Source organism: Streptomyces sp. NPDC001514 (assembly GCF_053597075.1).
In genome coordinates, this window is record NZ_JBSFHO010000024.1 from 77,877 (window position 1) to 96,624 (window position 18,748).

At 73.9% G+C, this 18,748-nt stretch carries 2 protein-coding genes (1 of these 2 running past the window's edge); one reads left to right on the plus strand and one right to left on the minus strand.

Going from position 1 to position 18,748, the window contains the following annotated elements; all coding sequences use genetic code 11:
* Entirely contained in the window at positions 1-333 is a 333-nt protein-coding gene (locus ACWCXB_RS24305) for a hypothetical protein (protein WP_450725588.1), read from the minus strand.
* Between ACWCXB_RS24305 and ACWCXB_RS24310 the strand changes: the two genes are divergently transcribed.
* The coding region annotated (locus ACWCXB_RS24310; RefSeq protein ID WP_450725589.1) for a lonely Cys domain-containing protein crosses the window boundary (this coding region is incomplete at its 3' end): on the plus strand, positions 316-18,748 show 18,433 of its 41,094 nt. The annotated region continues 22,661 nt past the right edge of the window. The genes ACWCXB_RS24305 and ACWCXB_RS24310 overlap by 18 nt on opposite strands.

Here is an 18,748-nt window from a genome sequence, read left to right on the forward strand (position 1 = left end):
TCAGGCGTTGGCACGGGCACGGGTTCTGGCATTGGTGCGGGTGCGGGTGTTGTTGGTGGGGAAGGTGTAGAGGGGCTGGTTCCGGGCGATGGTGTGCCGGGGTCCGACGGTGTGCCGGGGTCCGACGGTGTGTCGGAGTTCGGGGATGTGCCGGTGGGTGAGGTGCATCGGGATCTGGCGCGGCAGGTGGCTCTTGAGGCAGGGCTGTCCGGGGACGCGGTGGGGCGTCTGGCGCAGGCGGCGGCGGTGGTGGATGGTCTGGGTGGGCTGTCGTCGGCTGGTGGGGGGGCGGGGGCGGCTGGGCTGGACGGGGTGGTGCGGCAGGTTCTGCATGTGCCGGAGGGCGTGGGGGTCGGGGCGGGGGACCGGGCGCTTGCGTTGGAGTCGGTGGCGGGGGCGGCGGAGGCGGGGCGTGCGGGGAGTCTGCATGAGGTCGCCGCCTTTGAGCTCGGGCGGGAGTTGTTCGGGGGGCCGGGTGCGGACGCGACGGTTCTGCCGCCGGGGGAGGGTGTGTCGGGGGGCCGTGACTTCACCGGGGCGGGATTGGGCCAGGTGGATGCGGCGCGGGTCGGGGTGTATGTGCCGGATGCGTCGCGGGGGCTGGTGTTCCATGGGTCGCAGCCGGCGCCGTGGCTGCCGGCCGAGACCGGGGCCGGGGCCGCGGGTGTGTGGGTGGTGGTGGCGGACGCGGAGGGGGATCTGGTCGTTCTGGCCACGCCGTCGGGTGTGGTGCGGGTGCCGGTGGAGGAGGCCGCGCATGTGCTGGCGGCGGATCCGGGGCGGCCTGTGGGCAGCGATGTGCTGTTGGTGGTTCCGCGTGTTCCGGCGAGTCTGGTGTCGCGTCTGTCGGTGTTGCTGGAGGCGAAGGCGGGGCCGGCCGGCGGGCGGCGGGTGCGGGTGTGGGCGTCGGGCAAGGATGTGGCGCTGGCTCCGTCGGACGGCGGGGACGGGGCCGACGGGGTGTTGGGGATCGCTCATGTCACCACGGATCCGCGGCACGAGGGCAGTGGGGCGGGCGCGTTCACCGCGGTCCCGGAACTGCCCTCCGGGGCCGGCGAGACCATGGTCAGCACGACGGATACCTGGTCCCCGGACACGGCCGCCGACGACACGACCGGCGACGGCTCCGACGCGGTCTCCGAGCTCGACAGCACGTTCTCCGACACCGCGAGCGTGTTCACCGTCTCCGACTTTGACACCGCGAGTGTGTACGAGGTCCCCGACACCGACACCGACGACGAAACCCACAGCGACACCGACACCGACGCCGACAGCGACGCCGCCAGCGTGTTCTCCGACGCCGCGAGCGTCGCCAGTACCGCGACCGACCACACTCTCCACGACGAACCGGACCTCGCTGCCGCCCCCGCCGAACCCAAACCCACGCCGTATTCCGCGGCGGACCCCGCCCCCGACCCGGCTCCGGTCCCGGCCCCGGACGAGGCGCCGGCCGGTACGGAGCGGCGCTTCACGTCGAGGAACCCTCTCGTCTGGGAGACGGCGGCGGACAGCGGGCCCGTCGTGGCCGGACCGGACAGCACGGACAGTCGGGCCGCGACCGCCCGGGGCGCGGCGGCCGACCCCGTTCTGGGCAGCACCGTTCGCCCGCTGACCGGGGAGGGGCGCGAGCGTGCCCTGCACCGCCTTGAGGAACTGCGGTCCGGTTCCGGGGCTGCCCTGCGCCAGGGCCGGCTGACGCCCGCGCTGGTGGACGACATCGCCCGGCTCGTCCTGGGCCTGTCCCCGGAGACCGTACCGACGCCGGAGCACCGCCAGCGGCTCCTCGACGCGGTCATGGCCCCCTATGCCGACGACGCGCACAGCCTGGCGAACCTCACCGCCCGCCGGCTCGCCCACCTCGGGGCGTTCTCCGAGGCCTACCTCATCCGCGGCACTGACGGCGAACCCGTCGCCTGGAACTGGTCCGGCCGCACCATCGACACTCTCGACCTGTCGAAGGTCGCCGTCCTGCCCCGGGTGGACGGAGACCCGCTCGCGCAGGCCCGTGCCGAGAAGGCACCGTGGGGCCGTGACGCGCTCGGGCTGCTGGCCGACCGCGACGACGGCCACGTTTTCGTACGTCACGAGGAGGACGGCAAGCCGCGGCTGTTCCGGGCCGGCAAGGACGTCTTCACCGAACTCCTGACGCTCGCCCCCCTCCCCGCCGGGCGTCCCGACACGCCGCTGGTCCTGCTCTGGGACCGGTCCGAGGACCTCACCCCCGGGGCGTCCTCGGCCCCCCGGAGCGCGGACGGCCGGCCGCGTCCCGTGTGGTACACGACCGGGGACCTCGTGGTCTTCGAACAGCCCGGACGCGCCGGCGTGCACGGTGTGGGCGCGTGGGCCGATGGCGGCGCGTGGGCCGCCGACCTCCCCGGCCAGGTGCTGCCGCACGGTGCCGCCACGCCGGAGGCCTACGGCAAGGGCACCGGCCGGATGCCGGGCGCGCCCGTCAACACCTCCGGGCTCGCGCTGACCACGCCCGGGCCGGCCAAGACCGGGCCGGGCGGTCCCGTGGAATGGCGGCACCCGCAGGCCCGGTCGGGCGCGAGCACTCCCGAGACCGCACAAGCCACGACAGCGACGGAAGTCGCAGAAGCCGCCGGTCCGGTCGCACCGGCGCTCAACGAGCCCTACAGCCCCTACGCCGTCGACTCGCCGCTCGGCGCGAACACCGGGCTCCCCGGGTTCCCCGGCGACGGATCCCCCTGGTCGGCGGTCATCGAGACGCCCGAGGGCCCGCTGCCGCTGTCCACCGGAACGCTCGGAGCGTGGCCGCGCACCGGCGGCGCGGTACAGCCGGCCGCGGCGGACAAGACGCCGATCGTCCTCGGCGACGCCTGGGCCGTGCCCGTCACCGGCCCCGCCGGACCCGACCCGCTGGCGGACACCCCGGCCCAGATGACGGCCAACGACAGCGACCGCGACGTCGTGACGACCGGCCGGGACTCCTCCCTCCCCGGCCGGCGGCCCGGGCGGGGCGGCGAGGGCGGGACGCCCGGCCAGGTGACGCGACTGAGGCCCGACCCGGACGGGGAGCGGCTCGACGCCCTGGTCGCCGTGGCCGACCTCGGCCCCTGGTACCAGGCCCGGCCGCAGGCGGCGAAGGAGACGACGCTGCGCCTGCTGCGGATGCTGAACGCGGCGTTCCCCGGCCTGGCGCCCGACCCGGCCGACCCCACGTTCGCGGAACTGCTGCGCGGCGCCGGCGCCCTGGAACGCATGCGGCAGAACGACAGTGCCCTCTCTGGTCTCACACCCTTCACCTTCGGCGTGCTCACCGTGGTCGCCCAGGCCGTGCGGGCGCGCCTGCGGGGCTCCGCCGATCCGGCCGCCCCGGCCGGTGCCGTGGACGCCGAGGCGTACCGGGACACCCTGCTGCGGGCCGGCGCGGCCCTCCGCGAGGACGCCGGCACGGCCCTCACCGCGTTCGCCGCCCTGAACCATCTGAGTGCCGCCGCCGACACCGTCCGCCGGATCCGGTCGGCGGGCGAGGACGCCTACGCCGCCTACGTCCGCGACGTCCTGCGACGGGAGGCCGGCACGCCGGTCGGACCCGCCGAGACCGGCCGGCTGCTGATGGCCGAGACCGAGGCGGAACGGTGGTGGGCGGAGCGGTCGGTGGACTCCGCCGGCTTCCGCGCGTTCGCCGCCGAGGTCCTGCACCTCGCGCCGGGCGACCGGACCGCGCCCGATGACCTGGTCCGGCAGATACGTGACCTGGCCGTGCGTGCCGTCGCGGCCGGGGTGGACCCGCGTGACCGTGACGCGTTCGGCGCCCTTCACCTGGAGCTGGCACTCGGAGCCTTCGACGACACCACCCTCGTCCTGGACGCTGAGGGCAGGCGGGCCTGGGGCCGCAACTGGGCCCTGCGTACGGCCGGTCAGATCCAGGTGGACACCGACGACATACGCGTCCGCGTCCGCGGAGCCGACGGCACGGTGCGGCCGGCCGGGGTGGAGACCCCGCCCTGGAAGGCCGCCGGTGCCACCCCGCCCCACCTCCTGCTGGCCGGAAGAAGCGGGGGACCGGGCAGCGTGCTCCTCTCCCTGCCCCGCGCCGCACGGCCCGAAGTAGAGGTGCCGCATGCCCAGTTGATCGCGCTGGCCAGGCGCGAACCGCTGCTCAAGGGCGCCGACCCGACCAGGAGCGTGCTCCCGGTCGTCGGGCGTTCCCCGGGGCGTGAGAGCGCCGCCCTGCGACGGATGTTCAGCGACGCCAACGGCCGGCGAGGCCTGGCGCCCGACGGCTCGCTCTTCCTCAGTCCGGTTCTGGGCGAGGACGGCGCCCCGCTGCCCCTGTACGACATGGTCCTCGAACTCGGTCCGGACGACGAGGGCCGGGCCCCGGTCTGGCTGACGACGGACCCCGGCGACACGCCCGGGGCGTCCGGCTCCGAGTCCGCACCCGGCATCGGGCGCACCGCCCCTTCCGCCACCCCCGACACCTCAGACCCCGACCCGGAGCGCGATCTGCTCCTGGCCGAGGTCTACGGCGACGATGTCGCGGACCAGGACCGCTATCTGGGCCTGCTGCGCGGGTTCGCCCTGTTGCGCCGGCTGATCGGGCCCGAGGGCCTAGACCGGGGCGGGGTGGACCTGGGCACGGCCGTGGACGCGGCGACCCGCCTGGTGCTGAGCCTCGGCCCCGCCACTCCCGTCGCCCCGGCCCAGCGTGCCGAGCTCTTCAGCCTGCTCGCGCGGCACGCGGACACGCCCGGCATGACCCTGCCGAAGGTGGCGGCGCTCCGCCTGGCGGACCTGGGAGCGCTCGACGACGCGTACGTCTTCCGCGGACCCGACGGCAGCGTCGCGGGACGCGACTGGACCGGCTCCGGCCCGCACACACGGGTGGACCTCACCACCGTGGTGCGCCTGCCCGAGGACGGCGAGGGGGAGCCCCGCAAGGAAGCCGCCCCCTGGCGGAACGCCTACGGGGTGCGTACCGACGGCGACCACGAGCACGTGATGGTGCGCACCCCCGGCGGGGTGCACTGGGTCCGGCTCGCCGTCGCCGCCGAACTCCTCAAGCTCGACCACCTGCTCGCGCAGCGGCCCCAGGACACACCCATCGTCTTCCTCGGCCGGTCCGTCGGCGACGGACACCTCGACGGGCCGCGCCGCGTGGCCAACGTCAACGGCCGTGAGGTCTTCGCCGCTCTCACCGGCGCCGGCGAGGCGCGGCTGTCCGACGGCGCACCGCTGAACATCACGCTGACCGGCCCGGAAGCCGAGTTCGCGAAGGTACGGCCGGGAACCGTGCTGCGCTCCCCGGGCGAACTGCCGGACTGGTACGCCAAGGCGGCCACCCGCGCGGTCACCTCCGTCGGGCCCAACGACTACGGCCTGGTGCGGGGCCGTGTCATGCTGCCCGCCGGCAGCCTCACCAGCGCCCAGACCGCGTCCCTGGCCACCTGGTCCGGGCGGGACAAGTTCCTGGTGGCCGACCCGGTGACGGGCGAGCTGGCCGCCACGCCGTTCCCGGAAGACGAGCTGAACCGGCCGTCGTACGACTACCTCGGGCACGGCACCGCGGGCGCCGTGTTCATCCCGTACCGGGACGGCGGCGGCGGATGGATCACCGACAAGGAGTTCGCCGACTACCTCGGCTACCTCACCGAGACCGAGGCGGCGCTCGGCGACGACGGCCGTATCGACCTGACCCTGTGCAACGGCGACGCGCCGGCCGGACCCGTGCCCGGGAGCGCGGAGCCCGGGACCTCCGCCTGGTGGAGCCGCCTGCCGTACGTCCCCGACCCGCTGGCCGACAGCTCCGTCTCCGTCGCCCAGCACGTCCGCAACGTCTCCGGCAAGGTCGTGCGCTCTGCGCCCGGGGTGACGGTGCTGACGACGCCGCCGCCCGGCGGACGGCCGCAGCGGATCGCCTGGGCCGACGCGACGGGCCGTGACGGGCGGTGGACGGTCACCTCCCACTCCGATCCCCAGGGCGAGGTGCTGGAGCGATACGCCCGTACCGCGCAACTCTTCGACGGCGAGGGACCGTTGCCCGCCGAGACGGCGCAGACCACCCTGCGGCTGGTGCGCGCCCTGCGGCTGCGCCTGGGGCGCGGCATCGAGGACGATCCCGGCTTCGACACCCTGCTGCGGGGCATCGGCCGGCTGGAGCGGACGCGGGCTGCCGACCTCTCCCTCACCCCGGTCGGACCCTTCACCCTGGACCTCCTGGACCGGGTCATCGCCCACCGGTCCGGTGGCCAGACCGACCCGGACGCCCACCGCGCGGTGCTGGCCGCCCTAGGCGAGGGCCCGAACCCGGTCGTCGGACCCCTCACTGAGGTGTTCGGGCTGCCCCTCCTGGCGCGGATCGCCCAGGCGCTGCCCGACCCGCGCCGGCACGCCGCGAAGCTGCTCGGACTGCCGTCGGGAACGCCCGTCGGCCCCGTCGAGGTGTCCCGGTTCTACTGGGCGCACGTCGACCTGGCCGAGTGGCGTCTCCGGTTCACGGCGGACCCAGGCCACGGCGCCGCCCGCGCCCGCCGGATCCTGGGCCTGTCCGACTCCGCCGAGCTCACCGAGGCACGGTGGACGGAACTCCACCGCCTCGTGCGCGGCGCGGCCGCCGCCGGGCGTGACGTCTTTGACGACACGGAACTGCTCGTCTTCAGGCTGCAGCGGGCGGCCTTCTCCCCGGTCACCCGGAAGGGCGGACCGGGCAGCGGCGCCTTCGCGGGACGGGCCTGGGCACCTATGCCGCCGCGCGGTGGCGATGCCACGGACGGGACCGCGTCCCCCGCACCCGCCGCCCCCGACACGACCACGGCCCAGCCGCTGCCGGCGGAGTCCCGCTCCGTCGTCTACCAGGTCCAGGAAGCCGACGCCGACCACGTCGTCGTCCAGCTCCCCGGCCTGGCCGACCCGGTCACCCTGGACTGGGACGCGTTCGGGCTGCTCCTCTCGTACGACCCCGATCTCATCGGCCGCCCGATCACCACCGGCCTCGTCCTGGAGTTCGCGAAGGCGCCGGACACTCCGCCGCCCACGCGGGCGGTCCGGGAACGCACCGGCAGGACCGTGTGGTTCACCGCCGCGGGGCTCACCGACGCCACCCGCCGCGGCCTGATCCAGCCGCCCACGACGGCCGGCACCGCGGCCTCCGGCACCGCGGTGCCGGACCCGGGGGAGGACGCCCAGCGCGCGCTGCACGCCTCCCTCGGCGACGCCTTCGCCTTCGCCCCCGACGACGGCCCCCAGCAGGCCGGACCGGGCGAGCCCGAACCCACCGCCGAGACCGTCGGCGCGCTGCTGGGGGAGCTGTACGGGCCAAACGGCCCCGACCCCGCCATCGGGGCGTGGGGGGACCCTGACGCGATGGCCCGATACGTCCTGCTGCTGGGAGACGGCGCCGTGGTCACCCCGGCTCATCGCCAGGAGCTGGTGGACCTGTTGCTGCGCGATGGGGCCGCCCGCCCCCACCACCCGGCGACGCTGGCCGCGCTACGCCTCGCGGATCTCGGGGCGCTGGACCCGGAACGGGAACTGCTCGACGCCGACGGCCTGGTCACCGGCTGCAACTGGCACCCGGACCTGTCCGGTGCCCGCTTCGACCCGATTCCGGTCAAATTGCATCGTGACCACAAGAAGCCGCGTGGGACCGCGTACGTCCTGTTCGCCGCGGGCGGCGGCGACCACCTCATGGTGGCCGACCGCGCGAGCGTCATGCACCGCGCGCCCGCGGAAGTGGTCGCCGCGCTCATGGTCCTGCACCGGGAGCGACTGCGCGCTCGCCGAGACGGGCGGTCGGGCCTCGTGAACCGGAGCTCGTGGCTCATCGCCTCCACCGATCCGCTGGACGCGGCCTTCCGCGCGGTGGTCCAAGGCGGGTTGGACAACAACCCCCTGTATACGACGAGAACGCGCCTGACCGTGGAGCGTCGCCCCGGCCTGCCCGACGGAGTGCTTCGCTTCTTCTACGAGAGGAAGCGGGGAGACAAGGAAGGCCCCTTCCACAGCACCCGGACTCAAGCAGCGGCCGGTGAGCAGGCTGGTGAACAGGCCGGCCCGCAGGCGGCCGCGCAGCCCCCAGAGCCCCTCCGGCTCGGCATCCAGTGGTACGACCAGAAACGGTACGCGCCGTCGGCGGCGCGGCTCGCGGGCCGCGGCCGGCCGGCGGACCCGCCCGGCGAGCTCCCGCCGGCCCAGCGGACCGCCAACCTCTCCCGGCGCGACGTGAACGTCCCGGCCTGGGCCCGCACCCTGCACGGAGGGGCCGCCCCCACGGACGCCGACGGGAAGGAGGTGCACTTCGTACCCGAGCCTGAGGGCGCCGCACTCGACGACCTGGCCGCCGAGGCCAGGCTCCCGCACGGGCCGGGCACCGACCACACCACCACGCTTCAGGCGCTGCGTGCCTTGAAGCGGTTCTTCGGCGCGCGGGTCCAGAGGCGTGAAGACTTCGACGTCCTCTGGGCGGGCATCGGCGCCCTGGCGCGGATGTGGGAGGCCACGCTCGAGTTCGCCCCGTTCGGTCCGTTCGATGCGGACCTGCTCGACGCGCTCGTCCAGGAGCACTTCGCCGAGGGCCGCGCGGTCTTCGGCGCGGACGACTACGCGCGGGCGCTGAATTGGATCGCGGCCGAACCGTTCCCGGACCCGGACTCCGTGCCGCCGCTGACCGACTACCTGCCCGTGCGGTCCCTGCGCCGGGCCCTCGACTTCATGACCGGTCTGAGCGCGGACGACAGGGCGCAGTTGGGCGCCGCGGCCCCGGCAAGCGCCGACAACGCGCGGCTGCTCTGGGCGGCGGTGCGTGTCGACGGGTGGCGGCAGAGGTTCTTCGCCGACCCCGCCGCGGCCGCTCGCGGCCGGGCCATCCTCCTCCTCGACCAGGACCAGAACCAAGCCCCGGACCAGGCCGAGGTACTGAGCGATCACGAGCGCGCCGCCCTCCAGTGGCATGTGCTGCACGCGGCCCTCGCAGGCGATGTGGACCTCACCGACGACGTGGACCTCGCCGCCTACGCTCTGGATCGCGCCGGCGCCTTCCGCGAGGAAGACACGCTGATCCTCGACCTGGAGAACCAAAAGCGCGGACGCGACTGGTACAGCGGATCGCCCGGGGCACCCCTCGACCTGACGGGCGTGAGCGTCTCCCTGCACTACCCGGGCTTCCGGGAGGCCGTGAGCTTCGACAGCGCGTCCGAAGCCCTGCCCGACGGCGGCCCGCACTACGTCGTCCGCGCGCGGGAGGCCGTGCCCCGGCAGCCGGACCGCCCCGCCCGCCTCCAGTTGACCTTCGGCGGCCGGACGTACACCGTCGCCTACGCGGTGGGGGCGGCTCTGATCAGGCGTGACCCGCTGCGCGCCGACTGGCGGTTCGCCGGAGCCAACCTCACGCTGCTTCTCCCCACGCCGCCGACGGACACCATCGAGGTGGCCGATCTCGCCACGGACACGGGGATGCGCCTCGTGCACTCGACGCAGCCGCTCTCGTTCCCCGTGGTGGACGGCGCCCAGACCGTCCAGGCGGAGTTGGCGCCGGCGGACGAGGACATGGGCGAGGTGACCGACGGCTCGGAATGGGACCTGGAGTCGGACGCCGGCCCGGCTGGCAGTGCGGGCATGGACCTGGACGCGGGCTCCGACGTCTTGAGCTTGGAGCTGGACGCCGGCCCGGCCGACGGTGCGGGTGTGGACCTGGAGTCGGACGCCGGCCCGGTCGACGGTGCGGGCATGGACCTGGACGAGGTCTTTTACGTTGAGGGCTCGGAGCCGGACGTCGGCCTTCCGGCCGACGGCTTTGACGACTACATGGCGGACGCCGGCCCGGCCGACGGTGCGGGCATGGACCTGGACGCGGTCTTTGACGTTGAGGGCTCGGAGCCGGACGTCGGCCTCCCGGCCAACGGCTTTGACGTCGACATAGCGGCCGACGGCTTTGACGTCGACATGGCGGAGGCCGGTCCGGGTGGTGCGGGGCAGGTATCGCTTCCGCCGGTCGCGGACGTCCTGGAGGGCGAGGGCGTCGGCGAGCTGCCGGACCCCGGGCAGGGGATGGACCTCGCGCCGATGGCGCTTCCGCTGCCGCCGGTCACCGGTGCGTTTGGCGGCGCGGGTTCGCGGGCACCGGGTGACATCTTCCGTGTGGTGCCCCCGCAGCCGCGGGCCGTCCCCGCGGCGTCGCCGGCTCACGCGGCGTTGCCCGGTGCGGACATCCGGGCTCTGCTGGACCGCCTCTACGAGCCCGGCACCGCATCCCGGGACCTGCTCGACGCCCACGCGGCGGTGCTCGGCCGGCTCGACGCCATGGGAGCGCCGCGCCACGTCACGGACCTGGCGGGCAAGCTCGACGCGTTGGTCTCGCGCGTCAGCCCGCTGAGGTACGGCGCGCAGATCAGCGACGCGCGGCGGCGCGCGTTCCTCGCCGCGGCGGCCGACCCCGACGCGGGAGAGGCCCCCACGGCCGCGCGGCTGACCGCCGTCATGCTCAAGCACCGGGGCGTCCTGGACGAGCGATTCCTCTACCAGAACCCGGACGGCAGCCCCGGCGGACGTATCTGGGCGCTCGGTGGACCCCGGAAGGTGGACCTGCGCGACATCGGCGTCGTCGAGGCAGGGCCCGACGGCTCACTACGGCGCACCGGCGTACGCCGCGCCCCGTGGGGGCCCGCCTGGGGCGTCATATCCGACGGCGGTGACGGCACGATCCTCGTCACGGACCGCGAGGAGCAGCAGTACGCCATCGGCGAGGACGTCCTCGCGGAACTGCTGCACATCGACCGCCACCGGCCGACCGCGCCGAACACCCACACGGTCTTTGTGGTCAGCGGCCAGAGGCCCAGGATCGGTCCCTTCCTTCCCCTGGCGGTGGCGAAGCGCCTGGGCGGGCTGGTCTGGTACACCGACGGGCTCCCCATCTTCTCCCAGACCGAGGGCGAAGCGGTCCCCGTACTGTCCCTGCGGGGAGCCGGTGCGCCCGGAGCCGGGCCGACGCCGGGCCAGTGGCGGGCCGCCGGATCGTCGGCGGTCCTGCCCTCGATCGCACAGGCCCCCGACTGGCACTCCAAGGTCGACCGGACACCGGTGACGGGAGTCGACAACGTCGAGACCGGCTCGGTGTCGGCGCTCGCCCCGAAGCTGGACGCCATCGTCCGCATGGTCAAGAAGGTGGGGCCCGACAAGGAGTTCACGCGGTTCGACCGGGCGAGGCGCATTCGTGTCCCGGCAGGCATCGGCGCGCGGGAGACAAACGCCGCTTCGTATACCTGGTGGGGCCACGGTTCCACCGCCGGCGTGGAACTCAGCGTCGACGGCTACGCGGTCGTGGTCGACGCTCCGGCGTTCGGCGGCTACGCCGCCACTCTGCCTGGCGTTCGGCGACTGGGGGCGGAGGAGTGGCTGACCGTCGGCGCCTGCAGCAGCGGTGCCACCCCGGGCGTCTCGTCGGGCCCGTACGAGTACCGCATGTTCCCTCCCCTGGTGGGCGACCCGCTGGAGGACCTCTCCTACGTTGAGCACAGCGCCAAGACCACGCGGGTGAACGTCCGCGGCCCGGACCGGCCACTCATCGTGAGCAAGGTCGACGGCCAGCCGGCCCATCTCGACGTCGAGGCGGCGGGTGAGCTGGGCCGGTGGGAGCGCGCCCGTCCCGAGCCGCTCGACCACGAACTGGCCGACCTCGCCCGCGCCTCGGGGTTGGCCCCCCACAACGGTCCCGTGGACGAGCGGACCCTCAAGGTGACGCGGCGCCTGTACTGGGCACTGGTCCGAATGGTCGGCCCCGACGTCCAGCTCGACGGCGAGTTCCGGGGGCTCTTCAACGGCGCCGCGGCCCTGGAACGCATGCGCGCCGCCGACCCCCACCTGGGCGACACCGGCCCGCTGTCCATGCGGTTGCTGGAGCAGGCGGCCCGGGCCCACGCGGGTTCTCCCGCCCTCGGCGACCCGGTCGATCCCGCCGCCTATCGCAGGCTGCTCCGGCACGCGGCGGACTCGCTTCCCCCTCACCGGTCCGAGGTGCCCGCGCTGACCACCGTGCTGTCCATACCGCACGTGACCGACGCGGCGTTGCGCCTGCACACGGCCCCGGACCTGGCGGCGCTCGCCCGGGAGACTCTGGGGCTGGCCCCGGACGCCCCCGTGGAACAGAGCCATCTGAACCGTCTCTTCTCCGCCATGATCCAGGCCGCGGCCTGGGAACAGGGCGTCAAGACGTTGCCCGAGGCGGAGCGCGAGCAACTGTTCGCCAAGCTGCTGCACACCAGCGTCGTGCCGGTCCAGGACCCCGAGGCCGCGGCGCTCGCTCTGGTCAGCCAGGCCGTGGCGAGGGGCATCAACATCCGGCTGGCGGACGACATCGCCGCGTTCCACGTGATGAAGCTCGGAGCCTACGGCCCGGGCACGATGATGCTGCACCACCAGGGCGGCCGGGCCGGCCGCAACTGGGCCGTCCCCGGCGACGCGCCGCTGACCGTGGACACGGCCAAGATCCACCCCTACATCCGCCAGGCCGACGGAAGGATCGGCTACGCGGAGCGCACCGGCGCTGGTTTCACCGACGCCCATCTCGCGTACGCCGAAACGTTCGGGACGGACGGGTACTGGATCAAGCTGCCGGGTCTCGACCCGATCCCGATGGGGCAGGAAGAGTTCGTGGCGCTGGTCCACTACGACCCGGCGCTCGTGGCCCGACCGATGGACGCCGAGGTCGTCCCGGTTCTCACCACGTTCCGTCCCGCTCTGGCCCAGCGCATCCACGACCGGACCGGCCGCGTCGCGCTCGCCTCCAAGGACCCCCTCACCTTTATCCCCTCCCGGTTCCCTGCGTTGACCCATCTCGTCCTGGGCGTGACGGCACTCCCCGGTAAGGGGCTGACCAGGAACCGGGACCGCTTCAAGCGGTTCGGCAAGGCGACGTCGGGGCTGCCCGCCGACCACCTGATCCTCGCGGGGGACCTGGGGGACCAGCACACCCAGCGGTCGGCGACGGAGATGATGGGGCCGGACACCGCCCCCGGCGCCGGCAGTGCGCTGCTGAACGCGCTGAGCGCCTCGGCCCGGACGAACCAGGTCGCGCCGTGGTACGTGCGCGGTGAGGACGGCGTGTACGCCCTCGGCGCGTCGGAGGTCGTGTCGGCGACCCGGGCGCCGGACGCCGCGGTCCGCGCGGTCCGCGCCGTGCAGAGCCTGAAGACGGCGGCCGCCCGGCCCCGGCAGACCAAGCCGAACGAGCCGAACAAGCTGTCGAAGGCGCCGCTGAGCCTGGTGTCGGACACCCTGGCCCTCAAGGTGCAGGAGCGTGTGCTCAACGCCCTCGACACGCAGGACCTGGCGCAGTGGAACGCGTATGTGAAGAACGGGCTCACCGTGGCCGACCAGCACTCGCTGGTGCAGATCCTGTTCCGGCCCCACGGCGGCCGTCCCGCCGATCCGCCGCGCGGCGACTCCGTCCTCTCCGAGACGGCGCAGCAGAGCGCCGGCACGGCCTACCACGAGGCGGCCAACCGGAGCCGTGGCGGGGACCGCGCGCTGGCCTCCGGTCCGCTGCTCGACGGCGCCGGGAAGGTTGTGGCCTTCCTCATCCCGTTCCGCCTCGGGTTCGGGGCCAAGAAGAAGGAAGGACAGACGCTCTACGAGGAGCTGCAGGCCGGCTCCGTGGTGGTCGGCGACACGCTCACGCACTCCTGGCACGGTGTGCTGATCGAGTTCCGGGTCCGTGACGTCTTCGGGCGCACGGCGCAGGCCCAGTACGTCGTGGACTCCATGACCCTGCGGCTCAGCCACCAGAAGACCTTCGTGGAGGACTTGGAGACTCCGGGACCCGTCCTTCCCGTCCACAATCCGTCGGCCGTCGAGAAGTTCACCCGCACCATCGGAGCCCTGGACCCGACCCCGCTGCGGGACGACTTCGTCCGGGCGCTGCTCGGGCCGCTCGCGCTCAGCCCGAAGCACGCGGCGAAGGTGACGGACCAGGTCTTCGAGGAGATTCTCGCCGAGGGGTCGCTCGCGCGCAGCAGGTCGGAGTACGCGCTCACCGGCACCCTCGTCTCCCGGTTCATCGAGTCCGCCGGTTTCAACGGGCACCTGGAGCTCGGGTTCACCCTGTTGCGGGTCCAGGAGATCGGCATGTCCCAGGAGGGGAAGCGCTACAGCGAAGCCGCGGAGGCGGTCACGCTCTCCAGTAGCGCCGGCCACTCCAGGAGCACCAAGGTCAAGTTCGGTGTGAGGGCTCTGATCGACGGTGGCGGCTCGGCCAGCTTCTACCCGCTGGACGTCGAGGCCGAGTCCGGCTATGACGCGTCCACCAAGATCTCGGCGCAGAACACGTCCACCATCACCCAGAGGAGCTCGCAGCGGCGCTTCCGGGCCCTGATCCGGGTCTCCGGTGTTCTGCAGGCCGAACGCCGACTGGCCCCCAGCCTGGACGACGGCAGGCTCCGGACCGATCCGGTCGTCCCGTTCGGCGCGGAGCTGTGGGGCGAGATAGGCATCCCCGAGGCGCAGGTCGGCGCGTTCCTCGCGGAGATCTCCCGGCTGGGCGTGGCGCCGGCCGCGCCTTTGCCGCCCGCGCCGCTCGAGGCCGGCGGAGCCGGCGTGGAGGGCACCGCCCGGCCCCGTATGACCAGGGAAGCGGCCCGTGCCGCGGCGGCCGCCTTCTGGGGGCCCGGCGCAAGGCGGCCAGCGGCCATGGTGTCGGCACGTCACCCGCGTACCTACATGCGGTTCAGCCGTCTGATGGCGCGCCGGCCGTGGAACACGGGGCGTGGCCCGTTCCCCGCGGGGGGCTTCGCCGATGGCGTCGGGGGCACCCCCGACGCCGCGAGCCTGCGCCGGTTCTTCCGGCACCTGCTGACGCTTGCCGGGCCGGTCGCCGTGGTGGTCCCCGCGGGCGGTGTGCTGGAGCGGGAGGGGACGAGACTCCTGCTGGCGGACCTAAAGGCCCGGCACGACATCCGTGTCTACGAGATACGGCCGGAGGGAACCGGCCGGCAGCCGGGGAACCAGCAGGATCAGCCGGGGCAGCAGGGCCAGCAGGACCGGTCGGCCGGCTCCGTCCGGCGGGTGGAGTTCCGCCGTACGCCGCCCCCGGCCGAGGGCGCGGACGGCGTGGCGCTGGCATCGCTGCGGCCCGGCCGCGTGGAGGCCATCTGGACCCCGGCGACGCCGGGGGAGATGTTCGGCGGCGAGGTGGCGAACGGGTTCGTTCTCGACGAGAACGGCGTGAGCCACGGCTGGTCGCGCAACGGGCGGACCGTGGTGAGCAACCCGGCCCGCACCGCCGCTCGTACGGCTGTGCCGGTGCCGACGGCCGGACTGGGGGACCAGACCGGGGACGGGCCGACCGGCGAGCGCACCTTGGCGGAGTTCCCGGCCCGCACCCTGGCCGAGCTGGCCACGCCGGCCGCGCGAACGGCACCGCCCGCCGATCAGGGGCAGCCCGCCGATCAGACGCAGCCCGCAGACCAGGGGCAGCCCGCCGATCAGACGCAGCCCGCAGACCAGGGGACCGGTCCGCAGGGGCAGGCCGGGCCGGGGACTCGGGCTCCGCTGCGGGTGGCCGTGGTGGTCAGCGGCTCCGGGCTGACGCCTCAGGCACGTGCGGACCTGGAGGCGCTCCAGACGGGCGCCGTCGGCCTGGAACCGGTGCTCCTCGGCACCGGAGCCACCGATGTGCTGGCGACGCCCGCACTGCCCCGGTACGGCCTGGTGGTCAACATGGTCGGCCAGGTCGTGTGGGGCTGGCAGCCGGACGGCTCGGTCCCCGTCTGGGGCGCCGACCCGAGCCGGCCCGCCCGCGAGGCGCTCGTCGCCCTGATCGGCGTCGCGGCCCGCTCCGGCCTCCAGCTGGTCGTCCCCCCGAACTCACCCGCGGCCCGGATCCTCGCCACCCGGGTCACCGCGCTGCGGGACATGACCCCGGCGCAGCGGTTCATCCGGCAGACCGAGCTGACCCGCGCCGCTCGGAGCACGGCCGGGCTCGCCACCCTCACCGAGAACGACCTGCTCGACATCCTGGTGTCCTTCCGCGGGGTGCGGATCGTGGACGAGAGCGGAACCGTCCGCGCGGACTGGAACACCCGCCGACTGCTCGGCGGGGAGTGGGATGCGGACGGGCAGCCCGTCCGGACCTGGGAGATCCACCCGGACGCCGCGGACCTCTCGGCCCCGCTCGCGGAGGAGTACGCGCTGCGCGGGGACGGCGAGCTCAGCCGCAGCGTGGCGGGGAACGAGGACGGCACGGGACTCTCCGGGCACGTGCGCCGACCGCTGCCGGAGGCGGACCCCGGGGTGGATCCGGCCGAGCTCGTCGCCGGCACCGGTCTCGGCATGGCCGCCCTCGACCGGATACCCGGTGCGGAGCGGGTCTACGGGGTGGTCCGCTCCCTTCTGGAGCTCCTCATCGACGGCCGCCCCGCGGGAGATGCCTCGGCCGGGGGACCGGACTCCCCGGCCGCCCGCGTGGGGGAGCGGGCCGGCGCCGTGACGCGCTCGCAGAAGCTGCCCGCGGCCGACCGCTTCAGGCTCGCCCGTCTGGTGCAGATATCCTCCAGCCCGCCGGCGATCCGCGCAGCGCGGAGCCGCCCCATGGACTGGGGTCTGCACCGGATCTTCCAGGTGGCGGGCCGCACGTACGAGATCACCGTCAAGCAGATCCCCCGCGGCCGGGACCTTTCCACCGAAGCCCGGACGGAGGACGGCCTCGCGCTGGACACGCGAGCCAGGGGGGGCGTCGGCACCTCCCGGAGCGTCACGTACAAGGCCAAGGCGGGGGCGAGCGCCAGCGGCGGCTACATGCTCAGGCTCCCGGGCGGCCAGGTCCGGCTGACACTGGGCGACGTCGGGGGCGGCATCAGCCGCAGCGCCGACCGGAAGCGCGGCGAGAACACGGCCACACCCTCTTACCGGCGTGCGAGGACGTTGAAGAACACGGCCGCGCTGCCCGAGTACCCGACCCGCTACCTGGCGACGGTACGGGAGACCGACGGCACAGGCGCGGGGAAGTCCCGAGCCGTCAGCAGGGTGATCCAGGGCGACGGAGTCGCCCTGACCCTGGTCTCCCACCCCGGCTTCAACCCCGGCTTCAACCCGCCGGAGGACGATGTCGAGAAGCAGGAGTTCCGCGCGGCGTTCCTGGAGACGGCGGGCGTCACGGGGCGCACCACGGAGCTGACGCTCGCCCAGTTCCAGGGGCTGCTGAGGGACCCGCGGCTGCTCGACTTCACCCTGACCGGCGTCGACGGCCTGAGCATCACCTTCGCCGGTCTGGCCCATGCCGTGACGAACGTGACCCGGATGCTGGTCGAGCACGCGGTGGCGGACGATCCCGACAACGAGTCGGTGCTGACCGATCCGCGGCTCGTCGCCCGGGTCGAACGCGCGGTGACGGGGAGCTTCCTGAGCGCCCACGTGTCCCGCCTGCTGTTCGGCACCGGTGTGCCGGTGGCGCTGCCCAAGGAGTACCACCGCGGTCCGGTGTCGGCCAACATCCAGCACTCGCTCACCCTCCACGGGCATCTCGTACGTGCCGCGGACGATGCCTCGTTCACCGCCGTGAACCCGACCTTCGAGCAGTTCGCCCAGGCCGAGAAGAAGCTGACCAAGATCCGCTCCTCCCGGTTCGACGCCTCTCTCAACGCCTCGATCGGCCTCCTCGTCAAGTGGGGCACGACGCCCGCGGGAGTCGACATACGCAAGATCCCCACCAACAAGGCCGGCATCCAGTTCCTGTCGGCCGAACTGGGCCGTACCGTGCGTGGCCGCAAGCTGGAGCACGTCAACTCCACCCAGGGCTACGCGCAGGTGACCGAGGACGGCGGCGACTTCGGCATGGGGCGTGCCCACCTCGTGCTCTCGGCGGTGAGCCTGCGCCAGCGCGTGGACCAGCCCCTCGTCGGCCGGGCGGTCGAGGTGGCCAAGAAGGCACCCGCCAAGGCGGCGGCGCTGACCGACATGGTCCTGCAGACGCTGTCCGGTGAGAAGACGGCGGCCCCGGCGGCTCCCGCCGAGCCCGCGGCCGGCTCCCGGACGAGCGTGCGGACACTGCGCCTGCTCGTGGAGGACTCGGCTCAGCTGCTGATGACATCGCTGCTGCGGCAGGACCTCGCCCACAGCCAGGACCCGGAGCACTTCGAGCCGGCCGCCCCCCAGGCGCAGACGCGCCATGTGGACCGTTCCGGCGCCGTCTTCGGAGCCAGCTACTTCACCCACTTCAACGACCGCGCGCTCGTCTTCCAGGGCACGGTGAACGCGACGGGCCTCGGCGCGCTGGGCAAGAAGGCGACGGAGTCGTTCACCGTACCGGCGGGCAGCGGCGTGCTCGGCGCGGTTCTGGAGGGGCTGCGCCGGTCGGGCCTGGTGCCCGAGGAGATGCTCGGCCACGCCTCCGAGGTCGGACGCGGCCTCGTGGCCGCCTACGACATGGAGAGTCTGCGCGCCCATCCGGGCGATCTCCGGGGGGTGGGTATCTCCCACCGCATCGACATCCCGATGGCGGAGGTCAAGGCCACTCGCCGGCAGACCGTCCCGGCCAGCCTCGGGCGCACCCAGCGCGTGACGGTCGTGGTCCAGGGCAGGGAGACCGGGTTCCAGCACCTGCGGCCCCGGGAGCGAGGCGGGGTCGCCTTCGGCAGCCAGGCACTGAATGAGTTGGGCCAGTCGGTGATCAGCGGGTCGAAGCAGGGGTTCAGCTCCAGTGCCTCCCTGCGGGTCACGAAGGACAACGTCTTCAACGCCGGTGCCGACGCAAGCATGTCCTACGAGCGTTCGACCGCGAGAGAGTCGGGCAGCACCG